Below are 17,267 nucleotides of genomic sequence, written 5' to 3'. Positions count from 1 at the left end.
CATGCAACAGATGAACAGTATTGTAATGCAGGATGGCCGAGTCCGCCTGCAGCAAGTCGAAATCCCCAAACCTGCAGCGGGACAAGTGTTGGTTCGCAGCCTTGCCTGTGGCATTTGTGGCTCCGACCTTCACATTACTCGACACGCGGATGAGGTATTTGATGTATTCCACCAGCTCGGGTTGATGCCTGATGAAGCCGGTGAGCACGCTCAAGTGATGTTGGGGCATGAGTTCTGTGCGGAAATTATCGAATACGGTGCCGATACGCAGCAAACGTTGTCCGTTGGTAGCCGAGTCACCTCAGTGCCGATGTTGCTCAGCCAAAATGGCGCGGGCGTTGGTGTCACTCCGGGTACTTATGGTGCTTACTCTGAGTACTTCCTGCTTGATGAAGCGTTATTGCTACCTGTGCCAGACGGAATGCCGTCTGAGGCGGCGGCATTAACCGAACCACTAGCGGTCGGTTTGCACGCGGTCAACCGCAGTGAAATCGAAACGGAAGAAACAGCGCTGGTTGTCGGTTGCGGCCCTATAGGGCTGGCGGTGATTGCTGCACTGAAACAACGTGGCGTCAGCAATATTCTTGCGGTCGATCTTCAGGAAGAGAAGTTGCTACTTGCTAGTGAGTTTGGAGCAAATCGATTGATCAACCCGACCAAGGAAGACGAGATCGCCGTTGGTGAGCAGTACGCGATGAACTCACGTCTGGTCATTTACGAGTGTGTTGGTAAGCATACTTTGATTGATGATTTTCTGCGCCGCGCTCCTGCCCGAGCGCGAATCGTCATCTCGGGTATCCATACGACACCCGCAATCATTAACTACGCTTACGCGACGGTAAAAGAGCTCGATTTGAGATTCTCTTACTACTACCAACCGCACGAGTTTGAGCAATGCCTACAAGCGATTGCCGAACATAAGTTGCCTTGGCAGAAAATGCTCACCGCCAAAGTGGGAATCGACGGTGTGGAAGATGCGTTTAGACAGTTAATGACGCCAAATGACCACATCAAAGTCGTTATTGAACCTTGGCGCTGCGGCGCGTTAGAAGTGATTTAATTCTTAGCCAGATTAAGCTAGCTAAAACCAATTTTAGTTTGGTGACAGCCCCAACCGTAGCAGCTAGGTTGGGGCTTTTTTTGTTAGGCCTGTTCTGCGCATTCCTGTTGCAGAGCAGGGTAATCGGTGTAGCCTCGTTCGTTTCCGCCAAACAACGTTGAGCCATCGAGTTCTGCCAACGGATGGTGATGTTGCAAGCGAGAGACTAAGTCTGGGTTTGCTACGAATGGTCGTCCGAATGCGACAAGATCCGCGTAGCCTTTCTCTAACACTTCGTTTGCTCGTTGAGGATTGTAGCGACCTGCGACAATGATAGCGTTGCGAAAGCGCTTTCTAAGTTCGATTCGAAACGTCTCGGGAATCGTTGGTGCATCAGCCCAATCGGCCTCGGACAAGTGCAAGTAGGCAATGTCGCGCTCCTGTAGCTGTTTTGATGCTTCCAAGATCGTTGGCACGATATCTGGGCAGTCCATATCTTTAAACGTAATGAATGGTGCCAATCTCACTCCAACTCGATGCGCACCAACAGCGGCGATAACAGCATCTACTACTTCGATAAGAAAACGGATACGATTTTCTCGTGAACCTCCGTAGTTGTCTGTTCGATGATTTGAGTTGGTTCTTAAGAACTGATCGATCAGATACCCATTCCCGCCGTGGATTTCTACACCATCAAAACCCGATTCAATGGCGCGTTTGGCTGCGTTCGCGAAATCACCGACAACTCGGTTGATATCCGCTTGTGTCATTGCGCGAGGCTCAACACAATCGACCATATTGCCGTTGCCTTGTTCATCTGCAATCCAAACTTGCGTCTCTACCGGAGCTAGCGCAGATGGTGCGATAGGCTGTTCACCATTTTGGAATGTTGGGTGAGACACTCTGCCCACATGCCATAGCTGACAAAACATCGCTGCGCCTTGTAATTTGACCGCTTGGGTCACACCTTGCCAGCCCGCCGCTTGCGCATCGGTGTAAACGCCAGGGGTGAACGAGTAGCCTTGAGAATCGTCCGAAATTTGTGTGGCTTCGGAAATGATCAGCCCGGCAGAAGCGCGCTGTTGATAATACGTTGTCATCATCTCATTCGGGATGTTGCCCGGCTGAGTGGTGCGTGCGCGAGTCATTGGTGCCATGACAATGCGGTTTTGTAGTGACAACGCTTTCAGTTGAGCTGGTTCAAACAGCTTATTTGGTCTTTGTTTCATGTTGCGCTCCTTAGATAAGTACTGGCACGTTGGTCGCTTTACGAGCGGTTGCCATCCAGTGAAGTACGGCTGGATCCCATTGCACTTCGGGCGCACTGAAAAAGCCGCGTAGAATGGAAAACATAATGGCTTGATCAACCAGTGACGTTTGCTTTTCTGAACTTAGGTTGAGCAAGGGTTTAGTTTGTTCTATCAAAGCGGCGACTTCTTTCGCAATCGCAGGTGTATCGTTAATCAAAGCTTCAAAATTTAACGCTTCGGTTTCTTTTTTTGCACGCCATGCTTGTTTAGCGGTTTCTGTTGCAAATTCCGGTAACGTCATGTTTGACCAACGCGGATACCCGACTTTTTGTAGCGGTAAAAACGCTTGTTTTTGCCAGTCTAAAACCGGTGTTGAGGGTTGGCTTTTTTCGCTGGAAGATGCCAATTCAAGGAAGTAGTTGATGATGTCTAAGCTTTCCGCCATGGCTTCACCATCGTCTTTGATCAAAAGAGGAACTTGTTTTGCGCCGATAAGGTTTGTGGTGGTGCTCTCGTCGTCATAAGCAATGTTGATGACATCGAGCTGAATATTCAGCATGCCTGCAACAAAACGGACGCGGGCGCTAAAGGGGCAATGTTCATAAATGTACAGTTTCATTTTTGGTTTCCTATCTCTTGGCTGGGCAGGGCGTGTTGTTGTGCGTTGTACAGCGTTACGGCGTTTAACTTTGCCCTGTCACATAACGTTCTGGGTCTAAACAATGTCGATAGGGCCAGTATATGGATTCGACTTAATTTGATAATTGGGTAATATCTGAATTGATTATTCAGTTTTTCTAAACAATAAGGGCGCGAAGATGGATAAGTTTTCGGATATGACGTTGTTTGTCAGCATCGTTAAACATCAAGGTCTGGCAGCGGCGGGAAGGGAGCTAGGTTTGTCTCCGGCGACGGTAACGGCAAGGCTGCAAGCGATAGAAGAACGCTATGGCGTAAAGCTGCTCAACCGAAGCACACGCCATGTATCACTCACGGACGCAGGGGCAATGTACCATCAAGCTTGTCTGAACATCATTGATAGCGTGAAAGAGACGGAAAACTTACTGCAAACGGGTATTTCGGAAGTGCGCGGAACGTTGAAAATTTCAGCTCCACGAGATATTGGCAAACAAATTATTTCGCCGATGGTGTCGGCTTTTTCTGAGCAATATCCGGATGTGACGCCTTATCTTTATCTTAATGACAATTTATCGAACTTGGCTGAATCGGGGCTCGATTTAGTGATTCGTTACGGCGAGTTAGCGGACAGTAATCTCATTTCGCGCAAGCTGGCATCGAGTCAACGTGTGCTGTGTGCGTCACCTGATTATTTGTCGAAGCAAGGTGTCCCAAACTGCCCACAAGATCTCGCGGTTCATCGCTGCTTAGCCATGGTGCGCAGCAATGAAGAATTAAAAACGTGGCACTTTAAAGATGAAGAGTCTCACCAAACGATTACGGTCACGCCAAAGCGCTTTTCTGATGATGGTGAAGTGATTCGACAATGGGCGTTGGACGGTGCGGGGATTGCGTTGAAATCGATTTTAGATATTCAGCAAGACCTCAAAAAACAACGTTTAGTAACGGTTTTGGATGGGTATATGAAAAACTTCAGCGCCTTTTCGCAAGGCGCTGAAGCGGATCTACATGTCATTTATCAAAGCCGCCAATATCAACCGAAAAGAGTTCGCCTGTTTTTGGACTTTCTAGTTGAGCAATTTAGCGCGCTGAGTGATGCCAGCAATCAGATCTAGATGCGATTCAGAGGTTTCGCGGCGGTGGCGATAAATCCCGACGGTGCCAGGGTTTGGTTCGTTTTCCATGGTTAAGCATCGTAAGCCAAAGGATTCCAAATACGGTTTGAGGTGGCGGGTATAAGACATCACCGCGACGCTTTCTTTCAGTACATCAATACTGGCGAGCAGAGAATCCACTTCGTAAGTCGGTCTGTCATCCAGTTGCTGCCTTTCGCGTTCATTTTGCTTCGGGATTGGGTTATCGATGACGTGAGCGAATTTCTTAGCGTCATAAGTGACCGAAAGAGCGGGGTATTCGTGCAGCATATCTTCGGTGACGGTTTTCTCTAGAAGTGGGTGGTTTGGGGAAACAAAATAGGCATCAACCGTTTGAAATAGCGGAATAAACGTAACATCACATCTAGACGACAAGCCGACAATCTCGTGGCCGATGAAGAATTCAATCTGTTCGTTGATTAATGAATCCATCAAGCCTAAGTGGTTGCCAAATTCGACGTGCGTAGATGCCGATGGCTGCTTGGTCAGATGTTCATTGAGTGCTTGTTTGACGAACAGCGGCCACCACGCATCGCCAGTGCCCATTTTAATTTTTCCGACTTGGTACTGTTTCCGTTCATCAATGCTTTGCATCATTTGGTTGTATTCATGCTGCATCGCGTTGCTATGGCGATAGAGGATGCGTCCGTATTCGGTCAACACCATGCCATTAGGATGACGTTCAAACAGCGTCACGCCGAGATTCTCTTCCAGCTTCTTTAAATTGCTTGTTACCGTTGGCTGGCTTAACCCTGCCATTCTTGCCGCAGCGCTGATGCTTTGGCAGCGTGCAACCAGTAAAAATTGCTGCAGAGATTTGTCCATTTTCTATCCCCTCTAAGAACGAGGGGTATTTTGCACAATTTCATTTATAAATCACAAATCTGTGATCTCATTTGATTGAAATTATGCGCATTTCATAGATCTACATCACTGTTGGGGTCTGACGTATAGATGTTATCTATAGCTCGCTCCTGACTTCCTATTTTCCCCTCAAAAAGGTGTTCTTTAGACTGTCGCCAAAACAACAATCTAAGGGATGAACATGAAACCGAGTTTTATTGCGCTTGCTGTCGCGTCTTGTATTGGTCTTGCTGGATGTGGATCAGATTCCTCTGATGCGCCTGTGCAGGTCGACAAACCAATTATTTCAGCCGACTTATATTTACGTGGTTTAAATGGGGATTGGGGCACGGCAGAGCATGCCAAGCTAAACTATTTGGGTAATAACGAGTACGAAACCGTACTGCGCGTCGCTCGAGGTAGCAATCAGTTCAAGATTGCTGATCCGGGTTGGCAGATCCAATACACCTATTTTGAGGAGCCAGCGGCGTTCGATAAAGCTCAGGAGTACCTGCCAAAACCGGACACGAATGAAGCGTGTATGAACGATGATTGCAACTCTGAGATCACGTTTGAAGACAAAGGGTATTACAAGTTTTCTGTGAGCTTTGCCGATGAAAGTCGCGCGACAATGACTGTGACGAAAGCAACGCAAGAAGAAGCGGAAAAATACTACTCTGATGCGATTCTCGACCCTGCAATGGTGCATCAAGGGCATCAGAGTAAAGAAGTGAAACTGTTCGCCAATTACGATGACTCGAGTGATACCGTGATTTTCTCGGTGAAAGATCCTAAAGCTGAGCTGCGTGAATTTGGTATTTCAACGACGACAGAATTGCGTGATGCGCTCGACCAAGGCTTAGTGGTCAATGAACAAACAGGACCGCGAGTGGTGTCGGGTGATGTCGCGTTTGACGCGTTGTTTGCATTGACGATGAAAGAGCTAGACCAGCTTGCCGTTTCTGAAATCAAAGACGGCAATTACAACTACAACAACCCAATCAAAGCGGAAGTTTTTGAGACGGGCGCGAAGTGGCATTACGTATGGACGCGTGATTTGGCGTACGCAGCAGACCTTTCGCTTGCATTGATGAATCCAACTCGCGTGCAAAATGGTTTGAATTTCAAATTGTCCGCTTTTCGCGACACGACCGATCAGCAATATGATGGCGAGCAGATTGTGCAAGACACGGGCACTGGCGGCAGCTGGCCAATCAGTACCGACCGCACGACTTGGGCGCTTGGTGCAGAACGCTTACTTTCGGCATTGGATGGGGAAGAGTACAACCAGTTTGCCGAGCGCGCTTACAAAGCTATCAGTAATACACTTGAAGCCGATCGCTTGGCGGCTTTTGATTCTAAATCCGGTTTATACACTGGCGAACAATCATTCCTCGATTGGCGTGAGCAAACTTACTCAACTTGGACGCCAAACGATGTCAATGCGATTGGTAGCAGCAAAGCGTTATCGACAAACGTGGTTCACTACCGCGCGATTCAGCTCGCGGCTAAGTTGGCAGAGAAGTACGATTCAACCAACGCGGTCAAATACACCGATTGGGCTGAGCAGTTAAAAACCGCTATCAACGAGCAGTTTTGGAATGCCGAACGCGGTATGTACGTAAGCTATTTGTTTGACAATGGCAAAGACATTGCGGTCGACAAATACGATATGTTGGGCGAAGCGTTGGCAATCATCAGTGGCGTGGCAAGTGATGCGCAGGCGAAACAAATCATGGCCAATTACCCACACAGTGAGTTTGGCGTGCCGGTTTACTTCCCTCAACAACCGGATGTGCCTGTGTACCATAACCGCGCAATTTGGCCATTTGTTACCGCGTACAGCTTGCGCGCCGCGCATCAAACACAGAACGTGGCTGCGGCGAACAATGCGATTCAATCGTTGGTTCGTGGCACGGCAACTAATTTATCCAACATGGAAAACTTAGAGTGGCTTTCTGGTAAGTCATTCATCATCCATAGTGATCATGGTGAAGATCCAAGCATGGATGGCCCAGTGATTAACTCTCAGCGTCAGCTTTGGTCTGTGGGTGGCTACTTGAACATGGTGGTAGAGACCCTATTCGGCGTTCATACCGAAACGGGTAAGTTGGAAGTGCAGCCATTTATCACAAGTTGGGTGCGCAATAACTTGTTGGCTCAGTCTGAACAAATCACTTTGGAAAACTTTGCCTTCAAAGGAAAGAACTACTCGGTAACGATTGACTTGCCTGAAGTAAGCAAAGATGAAACAGGTTACTACCCAGTTGAGAATGTCACGATGGACGAAGAGGGGCATTTCCACGTGACATTAGGCGCGCTTGTGAATGTAGATAGCAGCATTACTTTAGTTTCTGATGTGAAACCGTATGTGAGTAAAGACAGCCGTGTTTATTCTCCGCAAGAGCCAACATTGGTGGTAAAAAGCGTTGATAATTCGGTTTCGATTGACGTGACGAGTAAGTACAACGTGAACTTGTATCGCAATGGCGAGCTGATTCAAAAGAACGTGATTGCTCAATCTTATTCCGATACGCCAACAGGTTTTGCTTGTTATTTGGCTGAAAGCATTAACGATAAAGGCTTCCGTTCTAACCCAAGCCAACCTGTTTGTGTCGGTGAAGAGATCCGCATCAAACTTGATGGCGAATATCAGCCACTCAAAGACAATGTCTCAGTGGTTACGGTGAGTAAAGACAGTGGCATCGTAAAAGGTGCAGAGTCGTTTACAGCCCCTGTAACGGGCACTTACCAGTTCGATGCTTGGTACAACAATAACCTAGGGCAACTTAATACTGGCATCACGAACACCGTGAAATTGTTAGAGGTATTGGATGATGCAGGTAAAGTGGTTGGTCAAGGTTACTTGCAGATGGGCCATATTGGTGAAAACCAAGGTATGCGTTACTCAACGCCAATTGAGGTGACGTTGGAGCAGGGAAAAACCTATCAGGTCGCGCTGAAGGACCACTTCAATATGAGTTACCTCAAATCGAATGAAACCTACATCTACGCAGGTGGTATTGAGGGTGAAAAGAACGAAGCGCAAATCGCAGATATTCGAATCACACCTTTAATGTAGGCTGTTTTAACAAAGCAGTGTTCTAGAAAACTGTGTTCTAAGAAAGACAAAGCCGCTGAGATTATCAGCGGCTTTGTTGTATTTGCTATCGGGGGCCGTTTACAGGTTAGTTTGCAGCTTGCGGACGAGGCTTACGGCGCTGACCTGACGGTTTGTTTCCTGCAGGCTTAGCATTGTTTGGCTTGCGGTTACCAGACGGTTTACCAGCGTTGCCACTCTTATTACCGTTTGGTTTATTTCCATTCGGTTTATTACCATTTGGCTTGTTGCCGTTAGGTTTGCGGTCATCTGGTTTACTGTTTGCACGACTTTGGCCTTCACGGTTGCCTTTAGGCTTGCCTGCACCGCCTTGGTTGGTGCTGTTTTTGTTGCCGTTGCTACCACCGTTGAAGCGACGTTTAGGTTTGTTTGCACCATTGCCTGCTTTCTTTTCGGCTGCTGGGGCATTTTCACTTGCAGCATTTGGCGCTTTTGGTTTTTTCGGCTTCTTAGGTTTTTTCGGTTTGATTGGGCGCGTATCCAGTTTAGATTCTGGCACCACATTGGTTGGCGCAAAACCTTCCAACTCTTTACGTGGTAGTACTTCTTGAATCAAACGTTCAATCGCAAACAACTCAGATGCTTCTAGCGCACACACCAGTGAAATCGCTTTACCTACTTCGCCCGCGCGGCCAGTACGACCAATACGGTGAACGTAGTCTTCTGCCACTTTCGGTAGCTCAAAGTTCACCACTTGCGGTAATTGCGGAATATCGATACCGCGCGCAGCAATGTCCGTCGCGACCAACACACGAATTTCACCCGATTTAAAATCCGCCAGTGCTTTGGTACGCGCGCCTTGGCTCTTGTTGCCGTGGATGGCAGCAGCCGGTAGATTTTGTTCGATCAGGAACTTCGCCAGACGGTTTGCGCCGTGTTTCGTTTTCGTAAACACCAGCACTTGCTTCCAATCGCCGTCTTTGATCAATTTAACCAACATCGGTGCTTTCTTCTTCACGTCTGCTGGGTAGATGCTTTGCTCAACCGTTCTCGCCGTCGAGTTTGCCGGGTTAACGGAAATCTCAACCGGGTTGTTCACCAAGCCTTTCGCAAGGTCGCGGATTTCATCCGAGAAAGTTGCAGAGAAAAGTAGGTTCTGACGCTGTTTTGGTAGCAGAGCTAGGATCTTACGAATGTCACGGATAAAGCCCATATCTAGCATGCGGTCTGCTTCGTCCAGTACTAGTACTTCCAGTTGGTCGAACTTCACTGCATTTTGGTTGTACAAATCCATCAGGCGGCCTGGTGTCGCGACTAACACATCCGCACCTTTGCGAAGACGCTGCATTTGCGGGTTGATCTTCACACCACCAAAAACAACCGCACTGCTTAGTGGAAGATGACGGCCGTACATAAACACGTTTTCTTGCACCTGAGCTGCAAGCTCACGTGTTGGCGTTAGGATCAGTGCTCGAACTTGGTTAGCACGAACGCGAGGGCCGTTCGATAAACGCTCAAGAATCGGTAGCGTAAAGCCTGCAGTTTTACCTGTACCAGTCTGCGCTGCTGCCATTACGTCTTTCCCTTCCAAAATAGCAGGAATTGCTTTTGCCTGAATTGGCGAAGGGGTGTCGTAGCCTTTCTCTTGAATAGCTTTAAGGATTGGAGCAGATAGACCTAACGAGGTAAAACCCATATGTATGATTCTCAATTGTAGAGTTAGATAACAACGCGCCGAAAACAAATCGGTGCGAAAAGTGCGACATTCTGAGGCTTTTACGCGCAGGCTTCAACTAATTCCGTCATGGATAAATATTTGAACTGGATCTCATTTCTTTTTGGCAGGCAAAACTGATAACTGGTTTGGTCGATCGATTGAATGGTTTTACGTTGGCGATGCCCATTCTTACATCGCTATCACGGTATGCAGTTTTAGTTTATCAAATGCTGTTCGGAGTGTGGGGGAGGCTTGCTCCTTTCATTACTCCGCTTTTGCATGCGTTAAAAACGCACTCGTCAATTGCTGAAAGAGCGAATCTACCGATGGGCGGTCGGATACATGATGGAAGAGCGGTGTGTGGACATCACCACGAATATCATCGCTGTGACCGCAAAGCTGATTACACATTCGTACTGGTTCGACAATCTTCTCGACGTCGGCATCAATCAGAATGCATGCTTGTGACAATACCACTTGTCCGCCGCCTTTTTTAAGTAAAACACGCTGCGCGGTTCCCACGACTTTTTGCCCGCCAATGTTGAGGTTGTACTCGCCATCGCAGTAGGAATAAGGCGTAGCATGAACATCCACTTTCACGCCGAGCTGTTTAAAGAAAACCGTTAATATTGCACATAAATCGAGATACGCTTTTTTGATGTTGTAAGGCTCGCCTTCTGGCCAGTGGTAAATGTGGGATAGATTGATAATACCTGGCACCTGAGGGACTGGGGCACCACCGGTTTTACGAGAAAAGAGCTTCCAGCCAGACGTATTTAACGCATGTTCTAACTCATTAGACACTGGCCATTTCTTACCCGCGGGAAGCACGAGCGTTGGACTTTTTACTTGCCAAAGCAATAGCACTTGCGAGAGTTGGTTGGACTGAACTTGTTTAATGAGCTCATCTTCTTTGTCAAATGCATCAGCGACTTCCGTAGCTGTGTAGCGAATTAGCTTATTTTTAGCAACCAAACTCTATCCCTCGCGGCTATTTAATCGTTACTGTTGTATCTCAGATACAGCTTTATTGCTAGGTCTGAGTGATTAGGCTTTTGCTCGCTAGCTGCATGATCATCTTTTGGATCTTTTCCGTTGTCCATTAATTCTGCTTGAACACGCGATAAAAAGTTTTTGCTAGTCATCACATCAGCCATTCATAAAATCTGCCATCTATGAAAAATTTTGGCGATATAAGTATGAAAAAGCGAGTGATGACTCTCGCGTTAGCGGCATCATTAACGGGATGTGTGACGTTCCCAACTCAAGAATCTGAGCAAGTACAGGTGCTTTGGGACAATGTGAATGCGATTGAAAACTGTGAACTAATGGGTACCGTGATCGGTTCAGAAGGACACTTTTACGACTATTGGCTTCACGCAGATAAAGACATGGTTTGGGGTACGTTAAACCAAATGCGCATCAAGGCGGCAGATTTAGGCGCAGATACCTTGTACTTATATCAACCGTTGAGCTTTTCTACGTCAGTGACGATGTTTGCAAATGCTTACAAGTGCAAACAGTAGCTATTGGCTTGATCATAATTGAAAGACAGGCGCTGCTCGCCTGTCTTTGATGCGTTCTACAAATACTGGCTACTTCACGTTAATTAACGTTTGCTGTCGCCACCGCTGATGTATCAGAAAACGACAATGTAAAGTCTCGCTCGGTATTAAGCACTTTGGCTGGAAACTCTAAGCTCAACTGCGTATGTGGCGCGACTTCTGAAGCAATGCTAGTAACGAATTTTCGGGTTTCTCCAGGAGAGATCGATATGTCACTTCCACCTTGTGATGAGAGCTCAGCGATACCCATTGTTTCAAGTGTGTTACCGGCAGTATCCGCCAGGTGTAGTAAAGATTCTGACTTGTAGATTAATTCTCCACTTTCTGTGCGATATGCATTAAACGAGTTGAAATTTGGTTGCAATGATCCTTGTGAACCAATGTTAGTAACGGAAAATGTCACATTAGCGCCATCAAAGTTCTCGACTCTTACAAGTACGTTACTGTCTTGGTAACGAGCGGCTGCTGCCGCAGTTGCTTGCTGTTTCTGCCTCTGTTTCTCTTTTTCAATGTCGCTTAACTGTTTCTGCTCATTAGCGATTCGATTCTTTGCCATGTAGTACGACTGATCGACCATTGCTATTAAAGCGGGGATTGAATACAAAGTGAGGCCTTCCAAATGGTCAAAGTCGATTTTGGCATGTTGAGTACGTTTATGATTAGAAAATTGGCAGTAACCATCAATCAAACTGATGAAAGCCACTTCAAAAGTGCCCTGTAATCGGCTTACTTCCTGTGCTGCTTTCTCTAGATTTGAGCGGACTTTCCGAATCTCTTCCAAACTCTTTTGTGAAAGACGACCGTTTGGCGATACGTCGTTAGAAACCGAAACCAGTTCTTCGGTCACAAATGGATTGTTTTCGGCTGGAATCACCGTAGTTATACGGTTGGATTTGGTGATGTCTTCGCCCAATAAAACCATCATTTTTTGCGATGCGGCGGTTGTGTTGCCCGCTAATACGTCACTACAGTTTGGCGACGTATTGGCATACACGGCGAATGCGGTAAAAAGTGAAAGTGTAACGGACCAGCCGATGGTGACGAGTCCTGTCGTGGTTCGAGTATTCATCCTGATAACCCCTCTGTCATTTGGTGCGATTCACTGACGTAATTGCCAATCAAAAGATTGGCTCGCGACATTCAGAATGGTTCTGGTCAACCCTTCGTAGTGGGTCTGCCCACAGATGCTTTTTTTAGTCGTTTATCAACCGCTAAGCCACGATTGATAAAGTGTCTGAAATTGAGAGCATTAACGCTGCGAAGTTGATGTCTTTGACTGAAAGATAGACGTAACTTTTCTAACCATCAAATACGTGATTGAGTTCTCATTTTTATATGAGTGAGAGGTTCAAGAGAAAACAGGCACTTACTGTAGAGAGTTGATTTGAAGGAAAAATATAAATTTTTTTGGGGAACTTTTTTGATGCTGCCTTTGAGACTTTTTTTGAATCTCAAAGGCAGGTTCTTACACTCGCGTTCAATTACAACGTGTTGAGGACATCCGCGAGTCGAGAGACAGCTGTCGTCAGTTCTTCTGGTGTAGCATTGGTAAAGTTAAGACGCAGAGCGGCTTTTACCTTTGAACCTTCTGGATAAAAGACCGGGCTCGGCACTACGGCAACCCAGTTTGCGAGAAGGTTTTTCGCCAGTTCGAAGGTGTCGCATTCTGGAATCTCGACCCAAACGAACATGCCACCATCGACGGGTTTGAGTACGCAACTTTCTGGCAGCTGTTTTTGCAGCTCAGCAAACATGACATCGTAACGTGATTTGTAAAGCGCACAGATGGTTGAAATGTGCGTTTCGAAGTTGTCATGTTGCAGCAGACCATGCAGCAAAGCTTGCATAGGAATACTAGAGTGCAGATCGGCACCTTGTTTAATTTTGATGAGTGGCTCAAGGTAGCTGCTTTTGCCCGTAACTACACCAATACGCAAGCCTGGTGAAGCTATTTTGGAGAAAGAGCGCAATACGATGGAGTGCTGTGGGCAGAAGTCCGAAACCAGTGGAAGCGCTTCACCAGAAAAACGTAGCTCGCGGTATGGTGCGTCTTCAATGAACGCCACGTCGTATTGTATACAAAGCTCGGCAACTTTTTGGCGAGTCTCTAGCGCCCAGCATACGCCCGTTGGGTTGTGAAAATCGGGTACGGCGTAGAACATTTTTGGTTGCTGCGTGGCAAAGCATTGTTCGAGTTCTTCAAGGTTTGGGCCACACTCGGTTTGTGAAACGGTCACGATGTTGGCTTGCACTAGACCGAATACTTGCATAGCACCAAGGTAGCTCGGTGCTTCCATCACCACTTTATCGCCCGGGTTCACGTACGCACGCGCAATCAAATCTAGCCCTTGCTGAGAGCCCGTTGTGATCATCGCCAAATGAGATTCTGGCAGCTGGTAATAATCGGTCAAAAAGTTAAGTAGCGGGGCGTAGCCTGCTGTTGCGCCATATTGAAACACCTCTGGCATATTAGCGAGGTTTTCGAGAGTCGGTTTCATTAAGTCGATCGGGAAGGTTTTTTCGTCCGGCAAGCCACCTGCAAGAGAAATAACGTTCTTATCGCTCGCTGCTGCGAGGATCTCTCGGATGTAGGATGACTTAGTTTGTTGTAATGACTGTGCGATTTCCATGTGCTGTGCTTCTCGTAATTGTCTTTTTTTATGTCAGAAATAGTATAGGTAAATTGCCAAGCTTGGTGTGTCCGTTTATGCTGTTAAACATGTCTGTTTATGCTATTTAAGCGAAAGTTTACTCCGTGAGCCATCAACAAGTTTCCAGAATCAATGACGTGCTGTTTTACATTCACCAGGACATTAGCAGAGATTTATCGGCTAAAGAGCTAGCAGATGTAGCAGCCTATTCTGAACAGCACTTCCATCGTATTTTTAAAGATGTGGTAGGGGAGTCTGTCCATCAATATATCCGTCGCACAAGAATGGAATACGCCGCCAATCAACTGATGTTTGATACCAGCTCGTCGGTGTTAGACATTGCTAACAAGTGCGGCTTTAGCTCGGTATCTTCTTTTAGCCGAGCATTTAAAGCAACGTTCGCTATGTCTCCTGGCGCGTGGCGAAAGCATGATTTACAAGTCGCAGAAAAGCCGTATCTAAAAGATCCGGAAGTGGCTGCGGGTTATCATCGGGTTGCTAAACGCGAGTTGCCAGAACCTAAAATTATGGAGGTCCCACAACGCTTTGCGGCTTATGTGCGGCATGAGGGTTATAGCCGTTCCATTCGCAATGCGTGGCTGATTTTGAAGGCGTGGGCAAGCTCTGAGAATCGGGACTTTTCGGTTCAATACGGTTTGCATCACTCCAACCCCGCTTGGGTCGAGCTAGATAAGTGTCGCTATGTGGCTTGTATGGCGATTGATAAGCCGCTTAAAGTACGTGGTGTCGTGAATCAAATGACGATTCCGGGTGGTTTGCATGCTGTTTTTCGCTTAACAGGGGTATATGGAGAGCTTCTTCCTCAATTGAGTATGGTGTTAGAGAAGTGGTTGCCGAATTCAGGCTTTAAGCAGCGTTCTACTCCCGCTTATGTTCACTATCATAAAAACCATTTCCTTAGCCATGATGAGGCGTTTGAGCTGGACTTCTATCTGCCCATCAGCTTTTTCTAACTGGAGTATTTATTTACTATCCGTAAGGAAGAAAATGCTAAGCTCTATATGGTGATTTTTTACAAATAATTGAAAATTAAATGAACATCGATCATGTAAAGCTATTTGTCCGTTTGGCTTCGACACACAACATCAGCATGGCTGGTCAGGAGCTTGGACTTTCTCCTGCTGTCGCTAGTGCGCACATCAACAAACTTGAGGACAGCTTAGGAGTTCGTTTAGTTCATCGCACCACACGCAAAGTTTCCTTAACTGAAGAAGGGCAGGCTTTTTTACCTCACGCGGAGGAGGTCCTTGCAACAGTGGAGGCAGCAAGGGGAGCTGTTGGCTCAGGGCAGAGTGCGCCAACGGGAGTATTACGTATAACCGCCTCTGCAACTTTTGGTCGCTTGCATATTGTGCCCGCATTAAAAGGTTTTATGGCGCGTTACCCAGGGTTAACCGTGGACTGCCGATTTTCTGATTCCATTATTGATCTGGTTGAGGGAGGTTTCGATGTCGCCATTCGTGTCGCTGAGTTGAAAGATTCTTCATTGGTCGCAAGAAAGCTTGCGCCAGATCGTCGTATTATCGTTGCATCACCAGATTATATTGAACAATTTGGGAGACCTAACAAGCCCCAAGACTTGACGAATCATCAATGTATTAACTTAGTTGGAATGAATAATTGGTCATTCAATACAAAAGATGGAATGGTCAATGTAAGAACTTCTGGTCGTTTTAAAACTGATAATGGTGATGCGATGAGAGACGCGACGGTAAACGGGTTAGGTATTTCTATCAACTCGGTTTGGAGTGTTTATCAAGAATTACAAAGTGGTCAGCTAGTGGAAGTACTCGAAGATCACCCTTTAGCGATGGATGCTGGGATTTGGGCTGTGTACCCAAGCTCTCGTTTAATTGCGCCTAAGGTGCGTGCCTTTATTGATTACTTTGCTGAATACTATGGCACGCCACCTTATTGGGAGTTTGCGGAAAAGTGATAACAAGTTTCACTTATCGAATACATTGTTTTTAAGGTCCGAATAAAAACGAACCTCAAGATAATTCTTAATTGTTATTAATAGAGTTTGCTTAAGATTAATTCAATAGTATCAATTATCTGCTGTGTTTTGCTTTGATCTAATGCATCAGGGTGTGGGGGCGCGAATGCTTTAATGTCATTATCGAAGTACATACCATGCGCTTGAGCAAACTCTTCTGATAGCGCAGCGCGAGTTAGAATATCTGCTCCTAAGCGGATATCACCACCAGCAACCCCATAAGCATCTTTAACCATCTTACTACCTAGGAATGATTTTGGGTTTACTGATACCAACATAGGGCCAGTGTTCTTAAGCTTTAGTCCGATTGCTCGTGACCACATCGTTAATGCCAATTTGCTTTGGGCATATGCTTCGCCATCTGACAATGGTTTGTTACCGAGTAAAGCGCTAGTGTTTACTGTTGTTTGTGCAGCTGAAGACAAATTAACCACACGACCCGTATCTCCGAGCAACGGCAATAGCTCTCTAGTGAGTAAGTAGGGAGCAATGGTGTTGACTGCGAAGCGTACATCAAGACCCTCTTTAGTTCTTGGATTTGGTGTTGCGTACACACCAGCATTGTTAATGATGACGTCTAAATGATTGAACCGTTCTGTTATCTCCATCACTATCTGTTTTACCGCATTGGGAGAGGATAAATCAGCAACAAGGCTTTCAACTTTACCACTTTTCATCTCCCTCAAACTTTGCTCAACTTGTTGAACTTTCTCTATATTCCGGCCATGGATTATTACGTGTTGTTCACGGTTAATTAACATTTTCGCGGTTTCTAAACCAATACCGTCAGTAGATCCAGTAACTAGAATTGTCTTTCGCATGATCGCTCTCATTGTTGAAGGTTAATATAGAACGATCATAGTGGCATCTTTTGCATTCGACTATTGAGACTAAAAAGAAAACACTTTCTAGGAAAAATTGAAAATAACTTTGTTGTTCTTTTTGTGGACGGTGCGACGAATTAACGTCTCATTAGATGCTACGGTTATACATGTGGTGCTCAAAAATTAGGCACTATTTTGTACTCAAATAATAGCCAAGAGGTCTCTATGTTAGGTGAAAATCACTCATTAACTCATGAATTCCCAGAACATTTGGATACCATTACTCAGCTTACCGAAAACGATGCATCATTTGCTGAAACCGTTAAAAACTACAATGCTTTAGATAAGGAAATCCGCGTACTAGAACTTCAAGGAAGCCCGATTGATGATCACGAAATGAACGTGTTAAAACATAACCGGGCTGAGCTCAAAGACTGGCTCCACTCGCGAATAATGGGTTCTTAGTGACGAAATGATCATCGGCTCGTAAATTGCGGGCCGATTTTA

15 protein-coding genes and 1 pseudogene are annotated in these 17,267 nt (G+C 46.3%); 8 read left to right on the top strand and 8 right to left on the bottom strand.

Features of this window, described 5'->3' with window-relative positions; all coding sequences use genetic code 11:
• The first annotated feature begins 1 nt into the window (after position 1).
• Entirely contained in the window at positions 2-1,060 is a 1,059-nt protein-coding gene (locus tag R7H07_RS02800; protein ID WP_206958727.1) for a zinc-binding dehydrogenase, read from the top strand.
• An 83-nt stretch (positions 1,061-1,143) separates the two neighbouring features.
• Here the strand turns inward: R7H07_RS02800 and R7H07_RS02795 are convergent, their stop codons facing one another.
• Together R7H07_RS02795 and grxB are read right to left on the bottom strand one after the other, a co-directional pair.
• Positions 1,144-2,268: an alkene reductase gene (locus tag R7H07_RS02795; RefSeq protein WP_206958729.1), complete on the bottom strand. Its 1,125-nt coding sequence runs from the start codon at positions 2,266-2,268 to the stop codon at positions 1,144-1,146.
• 10 nt (positions 2,269-2,278) lie between these two features.
• Complete coding sequence (gene grxB / locus R7H07_RS02790; protein WP_021452472.1) at positions 2,279-2,908, bottom strand: glutaredoxin 2; 630 nt, start codon at positions 2,906-2,908, stop codon at positions 2,279-2,281.
• 199 nt (positions 2,909-3,107) lie between these two features.
• Here grxB and R7H07_RS02785 point away from each other — a divergent pair, with 199 nt between their 5' ends.
• A complete protein-coding gene (locus R7H07_RS02785; RefSeq protein ID WP_206958731.1) occupies positions 3,108-4,043 on the top strand; it encodes a LysR family transcriptional regulator in 936 nt (311 codons plus the stop codon).
• Here R7H07_RS02785 and R7H07_RS02780 read toward each other — a convergent pair.
• Positions 3,996-4,907, bottom strand: a complete 912-nt coding sequence (locus tag R7H07_RS02780) for a LysR family transcriptional regulator (protein WP_206958733.1) — start codon at positions 4,905-4,907, stop codon at positions 3,996-3,998. The two genes, R7H07_RS02785 and R7H07_RS02780, sit on opposite strands and share 48 nt — an antisense overlap.
• A 220-nt stretch (positions 4,908-5,127) precedes the next feature.
• On the opposite strand from R7H07_RS02780, the gene R7H07_RS02775 reads away from it, so the two are divergent.
• On the top strand, positions 5,128-8,007 hold the full coding sequence (locus tag R7H07_RS02775; RefSeq protein WP_206958734.1) for an MGH1-like glycoside hydrolase domain-containing protein: 2,880 nt from the start codon (positions 5,128-5,130) through the stop codon (positions 8,005-8,007).
• A gap of 106 nt (positions 8,008-8,113) precedes the next feature.
• Here the strand turns inward: R7H07_RS02775 and R7H07_RS02770 are convergent, their stop codons facing one another.
• Positions 8,114-9,682, bottom strand: a complete 1,569-nt coding sequence (locus R7H07_RS02770) for a DEAD/DEAH box helicase (RefSeq protein WP_065275163.1) — start codon at positions 9,680-9,682, stop codon at positions 8,114-8,116.
• A gap of 148 nt (positions 9,683-9,830) precedes the next feature.
• Between R7H07_RS02770 and R7H07_RS23915 the strand changes: the two are divergent.
• Positions 9,831-9,908 (top strand): annotated as a pseudogene (locus tag R7H07_RS23915) (VOC family protein); the annotation flags it as partial.
• A 59-nt stretch (positions 9,909-9,967) separates the two neighbouring features.
• Here the strand turns inward: R7H07_RS23915 and R7H07_RS02765 are convergent.
• The gene (locus R7H07_RS02765) at positions 9,968-10,678 is read right to left on the bottom strand and encodes a biotin/lipoate A/B protein ligase family protein (RefSeq protein WP_005373753.1); all 711 of its coding nucleotides are present in this window, start codon (positions 10,676-10,678) and stop codon (positions 9,968-9,970) included.
• 224 nt (positions 10,679-10,902) lie between these two features.
• On the opposite strand from R7H07_RS02765, the gene R7H07_RS02760 reads away from it, so the two are divergent.
• Positions 10,903-11,229 (top strand): DUF4156 domain-containing protein, encoded by a 327-nt coding sequence (locus R7H07_RS02760; protein ID WP_025767966.1) that lies wholly within the window; start codon positions 10,903-10,905, stop codon positions 11,227-11,229.
• Positions 11,230-11,308: 79 nt separating this feature from the next.
• On the opposite strand, the gene R7H07_RS02755 is transcribed toward R7H07_RS02760, so the two are convergent.
• Both R7H07_RS02755 and R7H07_RS02750 read right to left on the bottom strand, forming a co-directional pair.
• On the bottom strand, positions 11,309-12,337 hold the full coding sequence (locus R7H07_RS02755; protein ID WP_054574562.1) for a hypothetical protein: 1,029 nt from the start codon (positions 12,335-12,337) through the stop codon (positions 11,309-11,311).
• Between the two features lie 412 nt (positions 12,338-12,749).
• A complete protein-coding gene (locus tag R7H07_RS02750; protein ID WP_017819834.1) occupies positions 12,750-13,898 on the bottom strand; it encodes a PLP-dependent aminotransferase family protein in 1,149 nt (382 codons plus the stop codon).
• 125 nt (positions 13,899-14,023) lie between these two features.
• Between R7H07_RS02750 and R7H07_RS02745 the strand changes: the two genes are divergently transcribed.
• Together R7H07_RS02745 and R7H07_RS02740 are read left to right on the top strand one after the other, a co-directional pair.
• Positions 14,024-14,893: an AraC family transcriptional regulator gene (locus R7H07_RS02745; protein ID WP_005387011.1), complete on the top strand. Its 870-nt coding sequence runs from the start codon at positions 14,024-14,026 to the stop codon at positions 14,891-14,893.
• Positions 14,894-14,973: 80 nt separating this feature from the next.
• A complete protein-coding gene (locus tag R7H07_RS02740) occupies positions 14,974-15,876 on the top strand; it encodes a LysR family transcriptional regulator (protein ID WP_017633593.1) in 903 nt (300 codons plus the stop codon).
• Positions 15,877-15,953: 77 nt separating this feature from the next.
• Here R7H07_RS02740 and R7H07_RS02735 read toward each other — a convergent pair whose 3' ends face one another.
• The gene (locus R7H07_RS02735) at positions 15,954-16,757 is read right to left on the bottom strand and encodes an SDR family NAD(P)-dependent oxidoreductase (RefSeq protein ID WP_065275164.1); all 804 of its coding nucleotides are present in this window, start codon (positions 16,755-16,757) and stop codon (positions 15,954-15,956) included.
• A 228-nt stretch (positions 16,758-16,985) separates the two neighbouring features.
• On the opposite strand from R7H07_RS02735, the gene R7H07_RS02730 reads away from it, so the two are divergent.
• Positions 16,986-17,225, top strand: coding sequence for a YdcH family protein (locus tag R7H07_RS02730; RefSeq protein WP_005373737.1), 240 nt, complete (start codon positions 16,986-16,988; stop codon positions 17,223-17,225).
• Positions 17,226-17,267: the final 42 nt, after the last annotated feature.

It is taken from the genome of Vibrio sp. Vb1127 (assembly GCF_033338735.1).
GTDB lineage: Bacteria > Pseudomonadota > Gammaproteobacteria > Enterobacterales > Vibrionaceae > Vibrio > Vibrio alginolyticus.
Note: the sequence above shows the minus strand (reverse complement) of the source record. Positions and strands in the feature narration are given on the sequence as shown.

Coding starts and splice junctions, on each gene's coding strand:
- R7H07_RS02750 (WP_017819834.1), bottom strand. CDS start 13,898: ATGGAAATCGCACAGTCATTACAACAAACTAAGTCATCCTACATCCGA.
- R7H07_RS02760 (WP_025767966.1), top strand. CDS start 10,903: ATGAAAAAGCGAGTGATGACTCTCGCGTTAGCGGCATCATTAACGGGA.
- R7H07_RS02770 (WP_065275163.1), bottom strand. CDS start 9,682: ATGGGTTTTACCTCGTTAGGTCTATCTGCTCCAATCCTTAAAGCTATT.
- R7H07_RS02730 (WP_005373737.1), top strand. CDS start 16,986: ATGTTAGGTGAAAATCACTCATTAACTCATGAATTCCCAGAACATTTG.
- R7H07_RS02735 (WP_065275164.1), bottom strand. CDS start 16,757: ATGCGAAAGACAATTCTAGTTACTGGATCTACTGACGGTATTGGTTTA.
- R7H07_RS02755 (WP_054574562.1), bottom strand. CDS start 12,337: ATGAATACTCGAACCACGACAGGACTCGTCACCATCGGCTGGTCCGTT.
- R7H07_RS02740 (WP_017633593.1), top strand. CDS start 14,974: ATGAACATCGATCATGTAAAGCTATTTGTCCGTTTGGCTTCGACACAC.
- R7H07_RS02785 (WP_206958731.1), top strand. CDS start 3,108: ATGGATAAGTTTTCGGATATGACGTTGTTTGTCAGCATCGTTAAACAT.
- grxB (WP_021452472.1), bottom strand. CDS start 2,908: ATGAAACTGTACATTTATGAACATTGCCCCTTTAGCGCCCGCGTCCGT.
- R7H07_RS02775 (WP_206958734.1), top strand. CDS start 5,128: ATGAAACCGAGTTTTATTGCGCTTGCTGTCGCGTCTTGTATTGGTCTT.
- R7H07_RS02800 (WP_206958727.1), top strand. CDS start 2: ATGCAACAGATGAACAGTATTGTAATGCAGGATGGCCGAGTCCGCCTG.
- R7H07_RS02780 (WP_206958733.1), bottom strand. CDS start 4,907: ATGGACAAATCTCTGCAGCAATTTTTACTGGTTGCACGCTGCCAAAGC.
- R7H07_RS02795 (WP_206958729.1), bottom strand. CDS start 2,268: ATGAAACAAAGACCAAATAAGCTGTTTGAACCAGCTCAACTGAAAGCG.